The following is a 19,868-nucleotide window of genomic DNA, read 5'->3' as shown; positions in this document are numbered from 1 at the left end:
TGACAAGCAATTCAGTACATTACGATTTGAAATGAAAGAAGGTTACTAACTAATGGCTGACCAAAAATTTGACGGTTACTCAAAGGATGATCTAACTAAAAAGTTAGTCGATGGCGAAACGGGTGGTGTGACATTCGATAATCTTAAGCCAGTAACGGATTATGATTTTGTCGCGACATATGCTGGCCAGGACCCAACAAAGGCTGGGACAGATTTAGGAAAAGTAACAACTGCTAACCCGCCAAAAATTGCCGTTACTGGAGTTAAGTTTGGTGAGGACTCATCTAACATCGATGTTGGTGAAACCAAAGATCTTGTTGCAACTGTTAGTCCGGATAATGCGACTAATAAGGCACTTAAATATTCAACTAGCGATGCGACAATTGCGATTATTGATGCTGATTCTGGTAGCACAAAAGGTATTAAAGCGGGTTCGGTCACGATTACTGCTACATCTGTCGATGATGCATCCAAGAAAGCAACGGTTACTTTGAACGTACAAAAACCAACAGTTAATGTAACCGGCATTACTGCCGACAAGAGCTTGACGGTTCAAGTTGGTAAGACCGCTAAGATCAATGCAGTAATTGCTCCAGATAACGCTACTAACAAAGGCGTTATTTATAAATCAGCTGATCCAACCTTGGCAACTGTTGATGCTGATGGAACTGTTCATGGTGTCAAAGCTACTGATCCGGGCAAAACTGTCCAGATAACATCAACATCGTATGCTGACGGTTCAAAGATTGCTACAACGGCTGTCACTGTTACCGCCGCTTAACAAAATATAAATTACTGAACTCCGCGGTAAACCCGTTGGGGCTCTTTTTTTAAGGAGGAACAAATTATGCCTGATTCAAATAATTTAATTTCCGCGGTTAAAAAGTTCTATAACTCCGGGGATGAATATCTAATTCCAGTGGGAATTAATAAAGATAAAATTCCAGCTCTTTCAAATTATATTGAGGCTCAAAACACCGGCATCCTACTTGTTGATGTCGATAATATTTCTGATACTGCCCCATATGCTTCAAACGAAAATACAGCAGCATTTAAAACCAACACTGATAATACACATGCCAACGTTCTTTCATCTGGTTCTGTCGGTGGCGTAAGTGCGTTACCTATTGGCAGCTTTGATCTGGCCAATACATCTGGTTTGAATAGCAGCGTTCTGCCACAAGATCAATTGTCGTTTCAGCAGGATCAACTGACACCTTATACAGAAAGTAACATCAACACTTACTACTATGCTCAAGGAATGCCAATTGTGCGTGATGGCAAGACGTTAAGTGGCGACTATATCGATATGCTTCTTGGACGGGATTTTGTCATTAAGCACAGTAACAAGGAACTTACCAAAATTATGGTTAAGAATCCCAAGATTTCGTACGACATTACTGGAATTAACTTGCTTAAGTCGGGCGTTGAGAGCGTCTTTGATCAACTCTATCGGAATGGTGGCGTTGGCGAAAAAGCAAATGGTAAACCGGACTATTTGGTCACCGCGTTACCTCGTGAGGACATGAAGGACGTAGATGTTTCTCAAAGAATTTACCGCGGGTTGTCCTGGAAGTACCATCCAGCCGATGCGATTGACGATGCGTATATCTCTGGCGAAATCGATTTATAGGAGGACGTAGAAAATGAAACTTACTCAACATACATTTGACCCTTGGGAAGTATCCGTTCAAATCGACAGCTTGCCATTTACGGATTTTGGCACTGGCGATAAAGTAGCTGTTGCTTGGAACAACGATAACGTTACTGATTCGGTTGATAATAATGGTAATGGTAAATCAGCCATTAACCATGATCATTCTGGTACGTTTACGTTTAGTATTGATCCTAATGCTGCCAATTATGCTCACCTCATTGACTTGGCCAACAATTTGACTGGCGTCCCTGTATCAGTAACATCAAGCTTTGCTCACTTCCATACAGATAGTGCACGAATTACCCGTCCTACTGATACAACTCTTAACGCTGAATATCCAAGCGTCAGTGTCGTACTCAAGGCGTCGGTATTACAAGTGGATCCTGTCACTACTGCATAAAGAGAGATAAATAACGAAGGAGACTTTTTAAGATGACTGAAGAAACCGAGACTAAACAAACTGTAAAAAAAGAAGTTGAAGAACCTATTAAAGAACCAAAATTGGTTAGAACTGAACGAAATGGCATGATTGTTGGCTCTGTAACCCTGTGGGACAAAAAGACCAAGCAAAACATTAAATATCCCTTCAATTTTCCAGGCGTAGAGAATGCCGTTAAGTTTACTGATTTGGCAGATGTTAGTCGTCATGCCTACTGGGATGCCTTTATCAATGGTAATGACGATTTGGGCCTTAACCCGCTTATCGGTACGCCGATTGTTGGTGGCAAGCCGGAGAAAATGAGTTGGAAATTCTGGGAAAACCATTCTGGCGTTATGAAGGTTTGCTCAGAAGCTGACCGGTTTCTTGTGCAAGAACTTAACTAATCACTTTATTCGTAAAACGGATCTTGAGGCATTAATTAATAAATCAACGTCTCAATCAATTGGCTGGACTGCTTATATCTATAATGGGTTAGAAAGCGGACTGCCTCGGCCAATTAAGTATATGAATGCTGATGAACTGTCTGTCTTCAATTGGGCGATTTCTAAGCGCATGGAAGTACAGTCACAAATGCGAGGAGGATTCTAACATGGGGTACGCAAGAAGTGCCAAAGTTGGATTCCGAGTTGTGTCAGAAAATGTTGATGAAATCGACCGTGCCAACGAGAAAATGAATCGATTAATTAGAACCAGTCGTGAGGCCAATAATCAAATGTCTCACTTAGGAAATCGAATGTCGATTCAAGGATTAAATAAATTTTCAAATAGGTACGACAGCTTAATCTCTAAATCAAGTAAATTGTCGGATAGATTGAGTATGGACGCCGATAAAATTAATCAACATTATAAAACCCTTGCTAATAGCTCACGTGAATACGCGAAGCAAATTAGCAGGGGCTTTTCTGGCATTTCAAAAGAATCAATAAACGCAATCAATCGGTTACCTAAAGAAAAAACCTTTAGGCTTAGAACCAACCTTAAACAAACTAAAAATGATGTTGATAGTACTAGCACTCGTGTGCAACGATTCGGCACCAAAGGTAAGACCTCATTTGATAATCTAAGCAGAAGTGGTCGCAAAACGACAAAGTCGTTTAGAAACCTGTACGATGCCGGCAATGACTTTGTGAATATTAGTTCTCAAATTGCTATGGGAGCAGGAATGGTTGGCGCCGCATTCCTTAAATCAGCCAATGAAGCTACAAATTTGCAGAATAAGTATATTACTATCAAAAACTTGTTAAAAACTGGTGGAGAATCGACTTCTCAATCAAAACGTGAAACTGCAGCAATGCAGAAAGAAAACAACCGTTTTGCACTACAGTATGGTGTTTCACCAACAGCGATGGCAAGAGGTGGTGAAGAACTTGTCCGACGTGGATATAACGGTAGTCAGGAATTAGCATCACACAAATACTTCCTACAGGCTGCCAGAGCTTCAGGAGATCCGTATAATGCGGTTGTTAATTATGGTGCTCCTACGCTTGAACAGTTTGGCTATAAAACTAAAGCTGGTAATTCAAGGAAGAAGATGGCTGCCTACACCAAGAAAGTTCTGAACGAAATGGCATATGGATCAGATCTAACTGCCACAAACTTCGAAGGTATGGGAAACTCGCTGAGATATGTTGGTGCAACTGCCCATAGCTCTAATCAAGGGCTTGCCAGAACCGTCGCCGGCGTCGGTGTTCTTTCAAATAACGGACAAGATGGTTCCATTGCTGGTACTGGTTTACGTAAGGTTATGAATTCGTTTGCCGCACCTAATATGGCTGCTAAGTCTCAACAAGGAAAAGTTATGTCAGCCCTGGGGCTTAAGCCATCAGATTTTCAAAAGGCCAACGGGCAAGTCAAAAGTCTTGCTGATAATATGGATGTCTTGAAGAAAGCTACGGCAGGCATGAGCTCTGCTCAAAAATTTAACGTTTTTCACATGTTCTTTGGGACAACTGGGCAAGAATCAGGCTTAATCCTGGCCAATAATACTAAACAATTAAGATCATTAACTGGACAAGTTAGTCGTGCTCAAAAATACGGTAAGAATGGCTATATTGCCAATCTTGCTAAGAAAAATATGGCATCTTGGAAAAACCAAATTGATGTGTTTAAACAATACATCAATATTATGGGCATGGGATTCACTAAAACGGTTCTTCCACTATTCACCAAAGCATTGGGAGTTGCTAACAAATTTCTTAAAGTTTTAATTGGCCTTCCTTCACCAATTAAGAAAGCAGCTGGATATGCTACAGCATTTGCGAGTGTTTGGGGCGGTATTAAGGTTGGCAAGGGCCTTTTAGGGTTATCAAGCAGCCTTCTATTTGGTAAAGGTCGCAAGGTTTCCACCGCATCCAGGGTGCTTTCAACTGCTGAAGATGTCGCCGGGGATTCACCGCTGGTAGGATCGCGAATTAGTCGTGAAGAAAAAGTATCAGCTACTCGAACCGGATTAACTCACTTTGCACCATCCCGTTTAGGTAATGCAGCAACTGCGTTAAGCAGTGACAAACTCCTAAAGGGAATGTCATATGCCACCATTGGCCTTCAAATTGGTGGTCATGCCGTTAGTGCATTTAAGCATGGTATTGACAGTAAACAAGGCGGTAGTCAAATGTGGCAAGCCGGCGGTAATGCTGTCGGTGCTGGCCTGGGTCTTGCACTAAGTGGTGGTAATCCATTGGTTGCCATGATTGGATCGTCTGTTGGTGGTTCTGTTGCTAAATATATTGCTGGAAGCAAATATATTAAAAATCTTGCCAGAGGCGGCAACATTGACGGAAGCAATAGAAAGGAATCTATTCCTGGGGAAACTGGTGCTGGCCTTCAAGGACCCGAGGCACAAGCGGCTAATGGGGTTGGTTACCGACAGGCTATGAATGCTCGTAGTGATAAGGACAGGGCAGGAAATGTAGGGAATTCTGGCCGTGGTAGTGCCTATAAGGCTACTAGTGTAAGTAATGCTCTTGGTTCTTGGACATACGCAAGCCTAAATAAAGCTAATCGTTCGTATGTAAAGCAGGCGGTTAGCCTTGAACGTCAAGGTAACATTGCTTGGGCTCAATCAGCTGGCAAAACCTCGACCAAGGTATCTGCAATATATGGAAAGTTATATAAATTAGCAGACAAGCAAGCAGATAAGCAACTAGCATCGAGCGAAAAAGGATATTCATCGTTAAGAAAGCAAGGATTGTTGAGCTCGTCAGCGGCTGAAAAAGCTACGAGTTCTGAGAAAAGTAGTATTGATAGTAGACTAAACTATTTGAAATCTCATTTGAGGAAAATAAGTACTGACGACAATCTAAGCGGAGCAAAACGCGCAAAACTCATTCAAAAGGTCAATGCAAGAATTCTTTCTCTTACCGATGTTGGTGCAAATAAGCAGAAACTCATTATGAGAAATCTAATGAGCTCAACTACACACTTAACGGTTCACGGATATGCAAAAATTCTGACAAGTAGTAAAAAGAATGAGCAGCAAACGATTTCTAGTGCCAAGAAAACATATAGTGCTGAAAAGAAGTCCGCAAACAAACGCTATGAAACAAATGTTCATTTAGCTAAGACATTGCCTAAGTTATCAGCGTCTCAACGTCGAGGAATTATTCAACAGGCGGAGAAACAGCGAAGCCAGTCTGTTTCTAAAGCATACGAGCAATATAAAAGTTCAGTTAAATATGCAGAAAAACAGCGAAAAGAGGTTGTCAAGCAAGCTAAGAAAGAAGCCGGTGAGGCAGCCAATGCATTTTCCGTAGCTGCTAAGAATGTTGGTAAAAGCATTCCAGCTCTAATTACTCAGAACCTTAAGATAGGGCTATCTACCAGTAATCCTAAGTTCAAATCAAGTGACTTCACGAAAAATATGGCTGCTAATAATCGTCACGGTGGTGCTTTACCTGCATCTTCGTCAAATAATAAGACCTTTAAAGCATATAAGGTGAATAAATTACCTAAAAGTCCATTTGCTTCTCATGCATTAGGAACTAGCGGTGCAGAAATGCACTCACATGCGGCCCTTGTTGGCGAAGGTGGCACAGAACTAGCATATACAGTAAACGGTCGTAAAGCGCGTTTGTTGGGTGCTAATGGTCCTGAAATTACGCATGTTAAGCATGGTGAACGAATTCTTAACCATAGAGACACTAAAAAAGTCCTTAGCGGTTCATACGGCCGTGTATTACCTGGTTATGCTGTTGGGAATACTAAGCTTGGTTCAAGTAATTCTTTGAAATCCGTAGAAAAGTTAAGCAAGAAGACTGTAAAAGATTACAAAGATTTATCAAATGGATCAAGTAAGCAGTTAGACAAATTTAGTAAGAGTAGTAAATCTAAATGGTCTAATATCCATAAGGCAACTTCAAAGATCACGCACAGTACGCAAAAGAAAACTGTTACAGATTATGATCAATTGAAAAAGGGTTCCTACAAGCAACTTGTACAATTTGATAAGGGCAATACTTCTAAGTGGCGAAACATCAATAGCGATACTAAACACTACACGACCAAGTCTAAGAATCAGGCTATCTCGACCTATGACAGCATGCAAAAAGGTGTTCAAAAGCAAGTCAATCAAATGCGGTCAGGGGTTGTAGCAACTGGTAAGGCAACCGCTACAGGCTTTGGTCACGCACTGGGTAAGATGGATAACTACGCGCATTCAGCAATGTCCAATACTGTTCACCAGTTAAATGGTGGTATTAAAGGAATTGATAAAGTCCTTGGACAGTTTGGTGGTAATAGTTCCGTTATCAATGCCATTCACTACGCTAAGGGTTCAAACGGAGAGCTTTCTAATGATCAGTTGGCGATCGTGAATGATGCTAAGTCTGGTCCACGTCAAGAATCTATTATTCGTAATAATTCCCTATTAATTCCGCACGGAAATGACAGGATGATTCCCCTAAAAAAACGTGACCGAGTTCTTAACGGATCACAAACCCAAGAATTGGGACGTTCAATGGGCATTCAGCACTTTGCTAAAGGTTCAGGTGTCTCACACACTGAACTCAACAGAATTATTAGCAAAAATAATGCCCATCCAAACAAAGCCTTTGCAAATGAGTTTTCATCTAACATTTCCAAGTCTAATACAACTCTGGGGAATGCCATTAAAGGTTTAAGCAAGCGATCCACTACGAAGTATGGCAATCCGTGGTCAACTGAGGTTTGGCGACAGATGGATAATGCACGCAGTGGAAGTGGTGGTGCATATGGCAGCGGTACTTGGCTGCATGCTCCCGGTGCTGGGTTCCATGTTACTTCTGGATTTGGCTATCGTGGTGCTGTTTCTGGTGGGCTACCGATTCATGATGGCAATGATTTCTCTGGTGCCCATATTGTTCATGCGGTTCATCCTGGTAAGGTAATTCGTTCTGGTGGTGCTCCTGCTAACTGGGGTGGACCAAAAGGAATTGGCCAAAATATGGTTACCAAATCCGCGGATGGATATTATGTTATTTACCAAGAATTTAACGGTAAGAATAATTCTGGAGCCCATACTTTTGCCAGTGTTGGTGATGATGTTAGAGCTGGTCAAAGGATTGCAGCATTGGGTCCATCAGGAACTCATGTGCATATTGGGGTATCAAAGCATAATCCATTTGCCAATAACCCTGATTCAACCAGTGGTTGGTTTGATGTTACTAAGATGAAATCGACCAAGGCTAAGAAATCTTCCAAAGCAAGTCGCAAGGCTTCATCAGCCTTATCAAAGTTAGTTGCTAAAGAAATATCGCCACAACTAAAATGGGTCAAAAAGCATCTCCGGAAGAGTGCCAGTTCGATTGGATCCCTTGGACTAAGTGGGGGTACTGCTTCACGAGCAAAGACTGTGTTCGATGCCATCAAAAAAGCTTACCCTTCTGCAACCAAATCTGGTATCGAAGCCGTAATTGGTAATTGGTTGCTGGAATCCGGATTAAATCCTGGGATTCAAAACAGTATCGGGGCATCTGGCCTTGGTCAGTGGTATAAAGGAAGATTTTCAGGATTACAGAACTATGCTAAGAGGCATGGAACTTCATGGAAGAATGCCGGTACACAAATTGATTTTGCCCTTCATGGAGATGGTGCAAACAGTACCCTTCTAAAGAGCGTTTTGCGTGGAAAAGGATCCGTTTCAAGCCTGGCAACGAGGTTTTCGAATGATTGGGAACGTGGCGGACACACAGCAGAACACGTTGCCGATGCTAGGAAAGTTGCTATTTTACTTCACAACAACGGTGGTTGGTCAGCTAAGAATAAGTTGAATATTTATGGTGAAAAGGATCCAGAAGTTGCCATCAATCCGAAGAAACGTAACGCGGATAACCTGATTGGCTCAGCGATTGATGCTCGGAGCAAGATTTCTAATTCCGTATTTAGTAATGAATCTCAGAAGAAAATGCATAAGGCACTGCTGGAAAATCTTCGAAAGTATAATCCGCTTAAAAATTTGCCAGGTAAGCATAAGCCTACCGCTAATATGGGCGACAAAGTTACTGTTAACTTAAACATGAACATTACGGTTAACGCTAATGATAAAAATGCTGGAACTAAAGTTGCCAATGATATTTCCAAGCAGGTCAACGAACAGGTTCAGGCAATCTTTGGCAACTTAATGGCTAAAAGAGAAGGAGGGTTTATTTAATGGCAGCCACGGCAGATATAGCTAAAAATGCCTATAATTCAACGCTTTCCGTTTTAAATAATGTCAAAGCAGCGTATGATCAGGCAAATGCCGACTATCTAGATAGCCTCAACGATCAAGCTAATGGCGCCGGACTCGATATAAATGAGTCGGCTCATCAACTCATGGCACAATATGTAGTTGGCGATTCGCCATATGTCGGTTCCCAGTATTGCATCCCGTATGGTGGTGGCTATTTAATTTCCTATAGTTCCGGAGAAGATACAATCTATCAGCAGATGGATAGTTCGATGAAGTATGTTTCTAAAATGACGGTTAAAAATGGGGGCCACGGATCCTCGTTCGGAATTGATGGCTCAGGGAATATCTGGGCTTCTGTCAGGCATAATGGTTACCAAATAAGTAAGTTCGCTTATCAGCCTGGGGCTTCGATTGACGCAAGTTCATTAACGTCGCTCTACAATTCACCTGATCTTTTACGAGTTAATTATGATACCAGTAATAACCTCGTTGGCTACACTACGGCGGAAAGTTATTGCGTTTGTGACCCGGGAAATTTAAGCAATCCTAAAAAGACAGTTAGTCTGTCAGCAATGGGATTTAGTATTGGACAGCAAACATGGCAATCTCAATCACTGAGTTGGCCATATGTTTTCTGGCAAAGTGGCGCATATAATTCCAATAGTGATCCAGCGACTGTTGGATGTTTTAATGCTAATACAAATACTAAGGAATTTGTCAAAAGCTATCTAACGAGTAGCTATGGTATGAAGTATTCCTATAATGAGCCAGAAGGAATCTATTCAACTGGATCTGCTGTTTTAGTGACGTTTAATAATAATGATAATGGATCGAACTCGATTAACTATCTATTTTCAATTCCTACACTGACGGCTGATTCAACGGTTAGTGAGCGTTTAAAAGCATTGAATAATTTAAAGAAAGCCTTAGCCGATGCTAAAACGGCATTCAATTCTGCTAAGTCTGATTTTCAAAAATATCAATCAACTAGTAAAACGATTGTCAAAGATACGCGAATTTATAAAAATGCGACTAAAGATGTTAAAAAACAAAAGAAGTTGGTTGCAAGCACCAAGAAAAAGATAGCCATTGTTACTAAGCAATATGCCAAGGCAACAAGGACTAAAAAGCAATCTTTGAAAAAGCAACTTGATAACTTGAAGAAAGTTTATAAAGAGCAAAAGTCTGCATTAACTACACTTAAGAAAAAACAGTCGACAGCTAAATCAAAGCTTTCAAAAGCCCAAAGAAAATCATTATCCGCTCAAAAAGCCACACAACGGGCAATCCTGAAGAAAGCAATTGGCGCCGCAGTGATGGCTGAAACAGGTGGTAAAGATGTGACGTGGATAACGCCTGTGAACCCTGGCAGCAAGGAAAGCTATGCGATTCTCTGGCCTGATAGTGAAGACTTTTCGGAAACAGTTAACGTTAATGAAACGGCAGTCATCAAGCACACACCGATTAATACGGTCACTCAGGCGGGCACCGAAAGTATTTCTGTTGGGGGCGCCTTAATTGGTGAAGATGGTTCAGTTCCAACATTGGTTAAAAAGTTCGAACGGATCAGAAAATGGGCTGAAAATACAGCCGAAGTATCACTGATCGGGCAAACGTCTTTCCCACACGCGATCATCTCGGGAATTGACAAGCCGCACGATACCTATTTGACTAACCAAGTTCCGCTAACCATTACTTTACAGAAGGTGGATTGGGCTGATTCAAATGTCAAAAAGAAAGCCAATTCATCGAAAAATAAAGGCAAAGCTAAAAAGACGTCAGGCAGTGGTCACAAGCAAAAGAATAGTAAGAGTGCCGTTAAAACAGTTACGACTAAGCCTGGTGACACGTACTACAAGTTTTCATTGAAATATAACGTTAGTGTGGCCCAACTACGTAAATGGAATAAGTATCCTGATAGGTCAATTCCGGTAGGCGTAAAGATAAGAGTTAAGTGAGGAGGCATGAGCTATGAGTCTAAGAGATAAACTTATCGTTGATACGAGTGACATGCCTAACTATGTTGTTTTGCCTATCGGAGCCGAAAATTTCACGATTGAGTTATTTTATCGTGAGAGATACGATAATTTCTATTTCAATTTATATGACTCGGATGACAACCCCTTAATTACCGGAGAAAAGCTTGTTTATGGTGTCCCACTATGGAATATCAACGATGCTAATCTTCCCAGCGAGAGAATCGTCCCTCTAGATGAAGCTGGAGTAGAAAGTACCGTCAGCATTGATAATTTTCAGATATCAGTCTTTCTATATTTTGATGATCTTGATCCATCGATTGAAGATCCAAGTACTGCTGATGTTGATGAGAATGACACTGATAATTCTGATCTGCTGGATGATGATAATGGTAGTTCACTAATTGAAGATGAACCTTCCGATGATGATAATGAGTATGCGCTCCCGGAAGATTGGAGGGATGAGCAATGAAACTCGTTAGGCTTTATCGAAGGCTTGAGATTGATGGCAAAAAAGGCAAGTTGACACTAAAGAGCTATGCCAAAGTACCTGATAACATCTCAATGGATATTGAAGCGTCCTATGCATCCGGTAGCAAGGAGACGACGCAAGTTTCGATGATGAACTTGCCGGCTGAAGATATTAATTATTTGACGAAGGGTTCTAACGCTCGGGTTTATGGCGGCTGGTATGGTGAAGATGGCTCATCGAATAACGTCGGCATCATCATGGAAGGCAAATTGGCAACACCAACGCCATCGACAATCGATTCATCAGGAAAAACCACAACAATCACTATCGTTGATGGCAGTGATTATGACAAACTTCCTGAAGTTAAGAAAAAGGCGACTACTTCAAGGTCAATTTCTGCGCAAAAAACGCTTGACCAAACAATCACTGCTTACAATAGCAAGATGAATGCACAGCGCCGTAAGTGGATTGATAACCATCCGGGTGCCACAAGCAAACAGCTTCGAGCTTATGGGCATACAATCATTACCAAGAAAAATGCTTTTGCCAAAAAGAAACGACAAGAATATGTTAAGCAAAAAGCTAACCATACTGCTAAAGCTAAGGTAACTAAAAAGACTAAGTACAAACCCTTATCTTTTGCAAAAAATACCAAGGGTTCTTCAATCATCAAAAAGATTGCCAAGGAGGCCGGGATAAAAATATACAAGCTAAAACTCGTATACGATAAGAAGTTTACCAAGGGCTACACGGCTAAAGCAAAACCGATGAGTGCCATTAAGAGTATTGCTTCGCAGTGTAAGACACCGATAGCTTATCCTAATGGTCGATTGGAGATTGCGGATTATTCCAAGAACAAAAAATCGAACTTCTATTTGAACTATGATACCGGAATGCTTGGGGAGCCGGAACCTCAAGACGATTCGGATGATGGGCTACAACACTATCAAGTTGTAGCTCTTTTTAGGCCGTATTTTACGGTTGGATATATCTTTCATATTGAAAGTACAACTTTGAGTGGCTGGGTACTAATTAATAGCGGCACAACGTCTATTACTGATGATTCAGGAACATCAACACTTGATTTGGTTGACTACTCTAAATACAAAAAGAAGAATTCAGCTTCGGTCAAAAAAGCTGAAACCAAAGATAAAAAGACCAAAGCGAAGTTGGACGCTGCTAATCGAAAAAAGCTTAAGGAAAAGCAGAAAAAGAGGCGTGCCAAATGATTAAAAGTCGTGACTACATTAATGAATTTTTTGATATGTTTCGGGACGATGTGATGAGTGATATTCATGGTGCCATTCGCTGCAAAATTGTTAAGGTGAATGCCGATAAAACGTACGATGTTCAGCCGTTGGCCTTGTTTTCGGATGGAACCAAGCGGCCACAGCTTCTGAGCCTGCAAGCATCATTTATCCCGATTAAGATCAAATACCACGACGACATTGGCGACTCACATAGTTTTGATCCATTCTATGCAGAAATGATAATCAACTATCAAGTGGGGGATGTTGTGGTGGTTGTGTTTGAAGACCGAGATACCTCTAACGCCAAGGGCGATAGTGTCTACAAGATTGATAGCAAACGGATGCATGATGCTAACGATGGCGTTATCGTCGGCAAGATTGATATGAAGTAGGTGAATTAAATGGCAACGGATGTCTATATAAATGATCAAGGCGATTTTGAGCAAGATGATAAAGGCAGCGTGGCAATGGTTGACGGTCTTGATGAAATCGCACAATCATGTATGATCGCCCTGAATACCCGCAAAGGTGGTTGGGTTCTTGATACCAATGAAGGCCTTGACTGGGGAGCTGTAATTGGAAGCAATGTTCACGATCAGTTTGTGACTGCGGCGATTAGAGAAACGCTTCTTGAAGACCCGCGAATTGATGAGATTCACGATGTAGATTTCGAACGGGAAGCAAGAGTGCTCAAAGTTCACATTACGATTGAAGTTAAGAATCAATTGAAAGAAGTTGTATGGGAGGCGGGTGTCGTCAATGATTGATGAAAATGGTTATACGCCGCTGAATTATGATGATGCTTTAGATACCGTTCAAGGATTTATTCGAAGAGAAAACGGAGAAGATACCAATGTATCGCCCAGGTCATTTTGGGGAACGCTCGCCCGAGTTTTGGCCAAAATAGCCGTCAATGTTGATCAAAACGGTGAAAATGTTCATGACTCTGGCTACATTCAGCAATCTACGGGTGTAAACCTTGATCGGGTTGGTGGCAATTACGGGTTAATGCGAAAGCAAGCTGAAGCAGCAAGCGTGACCTTATCATTTACTGGTACTGCGGGTTATGTAATTCCGACCGGTACTGTATTTATGGATGACAAGGGAAATGAATTTTACACCGTCGATGATTGTCAACTTGATATAAACGGAGTCGGATCAACAATTGTTGTTTCAAGCGAGTTAGGATCACAATACAATGTTGATGCAGGTACAATTGTTAACCAACAATCGCCTGTTGAAGAAATTGATAATGTAACCAATTCACAGGCAGCCGAGGGTGGTCAAGATATGGAAACAGATCTTGATTTTAGAAACCGATTGCTACTAGCATCAAATTCCAATGAATCTGGGACAATTAATGGTGTATACACTGCATTAATGAACACTCAGGGAGTCACTGCGGTAAAAAGTGTCTACAATGCATCAATTAGTGATAATGATTCGTATGGGAACCCGCCAAAAACAGTTCATTATTACGTACAAGGTGGGACCGATCAGGATGTGGCCAACACAATTTTCCGAGTTGGAGGCGGTGGAATTGCGCTTTATGGATCTCTAAGTAAGACGGTCATAGATGATTCTGGTTCAACTCAAACAGTCTTCTTTGATAGGCCACAGGAAACACCAATTTATGTCAAAGCGTCTATTAAAGTTAGTGATAGCTTTGATCAATCTGAGGGAACTGATGACATTAAAGCCGCAATTGAAGGCTATATTGAAAGCCTTAAGATGGGAGATACAGTTGTTACTAATCAATTCTTCTCTAATGTCTATGCAATTGACGGCGTCAACTACGCAGACATTACAATTGGAACAGATAAGAGCAAATTAAGCACCGACAATATCATTTTGACTGCTTTTGAAATCCCAATGATTGATGATGATAATGTGGAGGTTGACTATGTATCAAACTAGTTATGATGAAATATATCCACAAATATTTAGAATGTTTGATCGGGGGCTGGCTGTTGGAACTGGTAGCAACATTAATACGGTTATTCGTGTATTATCTGACTTTCAGCTCTGGCTTGATAATGGAGCAGAAATGATTCAAAGTTCGTGGATAATTGATGAAGCGGTTGGCGAACAGCTTGATGAGATTGGTGATGATATCCATCAACCCAGATATGGAGCCAATGATGATACTTATCGGTTTATCCTCAAAACAAAGATTTTGGCATCACATTCCGGTGGAACCATTAACGACATTATCAATATCATATGCAATGCTTTACAAATATCAACAATAAATTCAGGAGTAAAAGTTCATACTGATTATCATTGGGATGGTACCAAAATGGTTGGGAACCCACAGGTTGTTGACATTGATAACCTTCCAACTAGTTTAATATCATCAAGCCAATCACTGATAATCCTCATGGATCGTCTATCATCAGCTACTCTAAACGGAGTTACGATTAATACAATTGCGTTTATGAACGATTCTAAGCTAATTGAATATATAGGTGTTGGGACTCAGTCCATCATGGTTAAAGAAGTTAATGTAAAAGGAGGCAATTAACATGGCATATGACTTGGCAAAAGTAACTGCTAACGGAAATAACCTTATTGCTCAAATATTAGCGAACAAGTCATCACTAAGCGTTGATAAGATAGAAATAAGTGATACTCAATTACCATCGACAACAGACATCTCAACAATGACATCTGTTCCAAAGGTAGTACAAACTGTTAGTGCAAACGGATTCTCTAAAAATAGTAATACCTTGATTATTTCAACAGTCGTTGATAACTCATCCATAAGCGCCGATTACAAGGCATGGGTATTTGGAATTTGGGGATCTGATTCTCAAAATGGGCAATCACAATTAATTGCAGTTATCACATCAACAAATAGTCCAGATACAATACCAGCTTTTTCTGGTAGGACTCCGGTATCATATACGTATAAATTCAACATTGGGTTTTCAAATGCAAGTCAAATTCAATTTAATATGATTGATGATTCGTTTGCTACCAACGATACAGTTGTTCATACGACTGGTGATGAAACAATTGACGGCCAAAAGAAATTTAAAACAGATCCTACAGACAGTGCAGGGAATGCTTATGCCAAGACGGTCGACGTTAATCAGCAACTGGATAAAAAAGTAAATGTTTCAGATATGCGTAAACCTGCTAGCGATGTAGCGGGAATTGAAGAAGTTAACGCCAAGCAAGATAAAATTGGTTACACACCTGCTGATGATAGCAAAGTTGTTCACAGTACCGATACATCAAATTGGCAAAAGCAGGCAATGTTTAATCCTGGAGATTACAGAATAGATTCAACTACTCCAACTGCAGATTTTGCCACATTACTGAGAAGTAAGTATGATAAAGGTGGTATAGTATATATCCGTGATAACAACGGACCTAGCTACGCACAAATCGTTGATGCTGTCGTCATTTGCGAAGGAGATAGTTGGTGGTATGCATATGGGGTTACATGGGATGGAATTTTTGCGCACAGAAGAATAAGGGCAACTGATGATACTGGGTGGGTTCTTAATGCTGATGACAGTAAAGTTGCCCACCTATCTGGTGCTAACAATTTTGACACCGTTCCAACGGTTAACAATAATCCGTTGCTTCTCGCAAGCAGTTTACCATCTGACCTAGCACGCACAGGTCAAGATGCCAACTTTACAGGAAAACTTCAAAAGTCTGGGATTGATGTGGCAACCAAATCAGATGTTACAACTGCTGTTAATACCGCAACAAGTAATGTGGTTACAACTGATAAATTAGCAAACTTTACAGCAGGCTTGCAGTCTGGAGGTGTTTCAGTCGCTACTAGCGACGATTTGAAAAGCGTTGAAGACTCGGCTTGGCGTCAATTAGACAGATCACATATCAACTCAAATTCCACTTTTGTTTATAAGCTAATTGACAATTCAAATTTAGTATTTTTTTGGCAAGGGTTGGCCAATGAACAAGGTAAAATAGTCACCACCACTGCAGATCTGTCATCTATTTTTAACGGTCTTAAACTTAGCAGCGCTTGTGCGGCGTACTATGGCGTAAATATCGCAAGCAACATAGTTTGCAAAAACAACATTTTAAGCTTTTATGGAGAAGGTGACTTCTATACAACTTCTGATATGGATACAAGTGCATATCCTTGCATGTGCTTGGCAACGTATACAAGCCTAGTAAATTAAATGGAAAGAAGGATATTTTTATGACTTACTATGTAACACTTGATACCGATGATCGGGTATTCAATTTTGGCAAAATATGATATAATTTTTCCGTGGATAACAGCGCATTCACTGTTGTTATTCATACCCCTCAAGTGTATATTCCCCCAGAATATATACCTCTAGATATATTCATACTTTTTCATATATCCCCTAAAAGTATATGAAAATGCATCTATCTACGGATAGGTGCTTTTGTTTTGCCTGAAAACAGTTCTGAATCAGATAAGTTTCAGAAGCAATTCCTACTGTAAACGAGTATTAGGTTAAATGCTTGACACAGTTTACACTTCGCAAATACACTGGGAGTACGCAATAATTCTTATATGGGAAAGGAGACTTATATAATGCCTATTTTATCTGAAGAGATGAAAGAAATGGTTGGAAAACAATTACCATTTCTAGCAACTGCGGATGAGAATGGAGTGCCTAAAGTTGGTCCTAAAGGATCGTTACATGTACTGGACGATTCACATCTTTTGTATTTTGAGCATACCTTTCGACATGCCTATCACAACTTGCAGCAAAACAACTATGCGGCAGTAGCAGTGGCTGATAGAGAGGCTCAGAAGGGCTTTCGATTTGAAGGAACAGCTCGGATTTATGAAAATGATTCCGTATCTAAAAAGTATTTACCCCCGAAAATTTTTGACCGTTTTCCACGTGCAGCAGTGGTCATTATTGATGTGGAACACATCTTTAAGTTGGATAATACTTTAGAAGCGGGTACACAAATCAGTTAACATTATTAGCATAACAATATATGCAAATTAGCCGTCTATGAAAATAGATGGCTTTTCTTTTATCCCAAAATAGAAGGGAAGTGAGGCCATGCCATTAAGCGATCAGGATCATCAAATGTTATTGAAACATGGCAAAGAATTATCGGATCACGAACGTCGGATTACTGATCTTAACAATAAAATGACCGACACGCTAAAAAGTGTCGATGAAAGCAACAAATATTTGCGGGAACAAAACAACCGTATCTTGGAAGCCGTCATCCGTGGAGACGAGAAAAGTGAAAATCATAAAAATGAGATGGAAGTTATCAATCGTCAGAACTTGTGGAAGGTGGTTACCATTGCGATCGGGTCCAGTTCCGTAATTTATTTGATTCTACAACAATTAATGCACTTTATTCATTAGGAGGAATTTAAAAATGTTAGATAAAAAGTATTGTACAGTATCAATTTTGTTTGCTGCAAATGTTGCCGATGGTGGCCGGACGATTGATGAAGTTCCGACACCATTTAAAGCGGATGTTCAAGCATTACTCAAAACAGATGAATTATCTAGTGAACCAACCTTACCAGTAGCTTCAACAGATTCTGGTAATGGTTTTGCAAAAAATGATACCCAGGAGGTGGCCAAATAATGTTCGCAATTTTAACTAAGACTTTTAACTATTTACAATCAACTGGCGTTTTGGCTGCAGGAATTGCTTTTATTCTAGCCGTTTGGAAAGCCGCTTTGCCACTTGCTCAAGCACACGCTAAGACCGCCCAAGAGAAATCGCTTTTAACCGCGATTGAAGGACTAGTTGCCCTAAATGCCCAGGTAGCAGCGTTAAGTAAGCAAGGCCGTTTTGATGCTGTGCTTAACGGAGCATTAACTTTTGCTAGTGATCGTGGTTACACGTGGGCTAAGTCAGACTTGATTAAAGGATTCATTGAAGGCATTTATCAAGAGTACAAGCGTTCAGGCAAAGATATTGCCCCTGTTGCTACTACTCCTAGTTCTGACGTTGTTGAAGAGAAGCCTGAAGTCGATGCTCAATCAACAACCGATAACACGAATGCCAAAGTAGATACTTCGAAATCAGATAGTACCGATACTGTAGAAAGTGACGGTGTGGACGACATTAAGCAACTTGAAGGTGAGGTTGAGAAATAATGGCATATTCAATTATTGTTGATACCTCATCTTTTCAATCTGATTCCCTTACTTTTTTTAACAGATTAAAATCTTACGGTGTTTCTGGTGCAATTGTTAAGTTAACGGAAGGATCCTATTATACTTCACCTAAAGCCGCTAACCAAATTGCTAATGCTTATAAAGTGTTTGGCGTGGTAGCTGCCTATCATTTTTGGCATGGTGCTTCAAATGAGGCTGCCTATTTCCTAGATAAAGTTAAGAAAATGGGATTAGATAAAACCACTTGGCTGGCACTTGATGTGGAAGCCCCAGATTTACCGCAGAAATGTACTGCCGGCATCAATAAGTTCCTAGGCTATCTCTATGCCAATGGCTACCACAACTTAATGGTTTACGGTTCCACTTCATGGTTTAAAGAAGGCCGGATTAAGCAAGCAAATCTGCACAAGTATGCTAAGTTATGGGTAGCGGCTTACGGCACTTCACAGCCGGGAATTAATCATGTGGATATTTGGCAATACACTGATCGGTTTAAAGGAATGTCGCTTGATGCCAGTTATGATTTCAAAGGTATATTAAAGTCAAACGGTAAATCAGACACACCAATCAAACCGTCATATTATGCTTCTAAGGGATTGTTTGAGGTAAAAGCTGATATGGTACACGCATACAACAAGTTGCCCCTCAAAGGAAATAAGAACAAGCGATATGTGCGTTTCGCTAAGGGTAGTCGTTTCTATGGAGTCGCAGTTAAAAATGGTGACATCTACTCCCTCAAGACACAAGTTGGCTATGTAACAGCTAACAAGGATTACGTAGACTTGATCAAAGAAATTAAATAAGGTATGTAATAAGGGTCCACTCAGATTAAGTTCTGGGTGGGCCTTTTTTGCTTGCACGCAATATATTGATTTTATGGTATTTATACGTTGAAAGAATCTACATATGAAGAATTGGCGCAGAGAATTTTAATTTTGATTATGGGACGTTTCGACAGTCCAAAACTAAGACAAATTCCTAACCACCTATACTTGAATTTACCTTAGCCTTCCTTTATACTAAAAGTGCAGGCAGGGTCATCCTGTACTGGCCACAGCAGGGTTGCGATAGAAATATTAAGCGTAATTTAAGTACGCCGTCCTTGCTGGATTCCCTGGCAAAGGGAATTTACATAGACTGTTTCCCATTCCATATAATGGAGTGGGATTTTTTGTGTATTGAAAAAGTAAAATTAGCCGGATAACTGTTTACATTTTCGTTAAAAGGTGTAAAAGTGTGGACACAATGCAGAAATATCCTTATATAGCCCATCTGAAGTGCCCTACAATTGTTAGACAAGTAA

At 40.5% G+C, this 19,868-nt stretch carries 18 protein-coding genes; all 18 read left to right on the top strand.

What is annotated here, in order from left to right; genetic code table 11:
• Window positions 1-52 precede the first annotated feature (52 nt).
• On the top strand, window positions 53-781 hold the full coding sequence (locus FC98_RS12415; protein ID WP_054655327.1) for an Ig-like domain-containing protein: 729 nt from the start codon (window positions 53-55) through the stop codon (window positions 779-781).
• A gap of 66 nt (window positions 782-847) precedes the next feature.
• The gene (locus FC98_RS12410; protein WP_054655329.1) at window positions 848-1,633 is read left to right on the top strand and encodes a DUF3383 family protein; all 786 of its coding nucleotides are present in this window, start codon (window positions 848-850) and stop codon (window positions 1,631-1,633) included.
• A 13-nt stretch (window positions 1,634-1,646) separates the two neighbouring features.
• Window positions 1,647-2,057 (top strand): hypothetical protein, encoded by a 411-nt coding sequence (locus FC98_RS12405; RefSeq protein ID WP_056949660.1) that lies wholly within the window; start codon window positions 1,647-1,649, stop codon window positions 2,055-2,057.
• Between the two features lie 32 nt (window positions 2,058-2,089).
• Complete coding sequence (locus FC98_RS12400) at window positions 2,090-2,482, top strand: hypothetical protein (RefSeq protein WP_054655331.1); 393 nt, start codon at window positions 2,090-2,092, stop codon at window positions 2,480-2,482.
• Between the two features lie 206 nt (window positions 2,483-2,688).
• Complete coding sequence (locus FC98_RS12390; RefSeq protein WP_056949659.1) at window positions 2,689-8,724, top strand: phage tail tape measure protein; 6,036 nt, start codon at window positions 2,689-2,691, stop codon at window positions 8,722-8,724.
• On the top strand, window positions 8,724-10,703 hold the full coding sequence (locus FC98_RS12385; protein ID WP_056949658.1) for a LysM peptidoglycan-binding domain-containing protein: 1,980 nt from the start codon (window positions 8,724-8,726) through the stop codon (window positions 10,701-10,703). The genes FC98_RS12390 and FC98_RS12385 overlap by 1 nt, the downstream gene beginning before the upstream one ends.
• 13 nt (window positions 10,704-10,716) lie before the next feature.
• Window positions 10,717-11,193, top strand: a complete 477-nt coding sequence (locus tag FC98_RS12380; RefSeq protein ID WP_054655346.1) for a phage baseplate plug family protein — start codon at window positions 10,717-10,719, stop codon at window positions 11,191-11,193.
• Window positions 11,190-12,422 carry a hypothetical protein gene (locus FC98_RS12375; RefSeq protein ID WP_056949657.1) on the top strand — a complete coding sequence of 411 codons (1,233 nt, stop codon included), beginning with the start codon at window positions 11,190-11,192 and terminating at the stop codon, window positions 12,420-12,422. The genes FC98_RS12380 and FC98_RS12375 overlap by 4 nt, the downstream gene beginning before the upstream one ends.
• Window positions 12,419-12,835, top strand: a complete 417-nt coding sequence (locus tag FC98_RS12370; protein ID WP_056949656.1) for a hypothetical protein — start codon at window positions 12,419-12,421, stop codon at window positions 12,833-12,835. The genes FC98_RS12375 and FC98_RS12370 overlap by 4 nt, the downstream gene beginning before the upstream one ends.
• 9 nt (window positions 12,836-12,844) lie before the next feature.
• The gene (locus tag FC98_RS12365) at window positions 12,845-13,210 is read left to right on the top strand and encodes a DUF2634 domain-containing protein (protein WP_054655349.1); all 366 of its coding nucleotides are present in this window, start codon (window positions 12,845-12,847) and stop codon (window positions 13,208-13,210) included.
• Window positions 13,203-14,360: a baseplate J/gp47 family protein gene (locus tag FC98_RS12360; RefSeq protein WP_054655352.1), complete on the top strand. Its 1,158-nt coding sequence runs from the start codon at window positions 13,203-13,205 to the stop codon at window positions 14,358-14,360. Before FC98_RS12365 ends, FC98_RS12360 begins: the two co-directional genes overlap by 8 nt.
• On the top strand, window positions 14,347-14,967 hold the full coding sequence (locus FC98_RS12355) for a hypothetical protein (RefSeq protein WP_054655354.1): 621 nt from the start codon (window positions 14,347-14,349) through the stop codon (window positions 14,965-14,967). Before FC98_RS12360 ends, FC98_RS12355 begins: the two co-directional genes overlap by 14 nt.
• 1 nt (window position 14,968) lies before the next feature.
• The gene (locus FC98_RS14890) at window positions 14,969-16,609 is read left to right on the top strand and encodes a hypothetical protein (RefSeq protein ID WP_056949655.1); all 1,641 of its coding nucleotides are present in this window, start codon (window positions 14,969-14,971) and stop codon (window positions 16,607-16,609) included.
• Window positions 16,610-16,995: 386 nt separating this feature from the next.
• Complete coding sequence (locus tag FC98_RS12345) at window positions 16,996-17,391, top strand: pyridoxamine 5'-phosphate oxidase family protein (protein WP_054655360.1); 396 nt, start codon at window positions 16,996-16,998, stop codon at window positions 17,389-17,391.
• Window positions 17,392-17,479: 88 nt separating this feature from the next.
• On the top strand, window positions 17,480-17,797 hold the full coding sequence (locus FC98_RS12340; RefSeq protein WP_223602500.1) for a hypothetical protein: 318 nt from the start codon (window positions 17,480-17,482) through the stop codon (window positions 17,795-17,797).
• A 13-nt stretch (window positions 17,798-17,810) separates the two neighbouring features.
• Window positions 17,811-18,026 (top strand): hypothetical protein, encoded by a 216-nt coding sequence (locus FC98_RS12335; protein ID WP_054655362.1) that lies wholly within the window; start codon window positions 17,811-17,813, stop codon window positions 18,024-18,026.
• Window positions 18,026-18,544 carry a hypothetical protein gene (locus tag FC98_RS12330; protein ID WP_054655363.1) on the top strand — a complete coding sequence of 173 codons (519 nt, stop codon included), beginning with the start codon at window positions 18,026-18,028 and terminating at the stop codon, window positions 18,542-18,544. The genes FC98_RS12335 and FC98_RS12330 overlap by 1 nt, the downstream gene beginning before the upstream one ends.
• Window positions 18,544-19,368: a GH25 family lysozyme gene (locus FC98_RS12325; RefSeq protein WP_054655365.1), complete on the top strand. Its 825-nt coding sequence runs from the start codon at window positions 18,544-18,546 to the stop codon at window positions 19,366-19,368. The genes FC98_RS12330 and FC98_RS12325 overlap by 1 nt, the downstream gene beginning before the upstream one ends.
• Window positions 19,369-19,868 lie beyond the last annotated feature (500 nt).

This window comes from Lentilactobacillus kisonensis DSM 19906 = JCM 15041 (assembly GCF_001434135.1).
Lineage (GTDB): Bacteria > Bacillota > Bacilli > Lactobacillales > Lactobacillaceae > Lentilactobacillus > Lentilactobacillus kisonensis.
The sequence above is the reverse complement of the archived record's forward strand: the minus strand, read 5'-3'. Positions and strand labels throughout refer to the sequence as shown.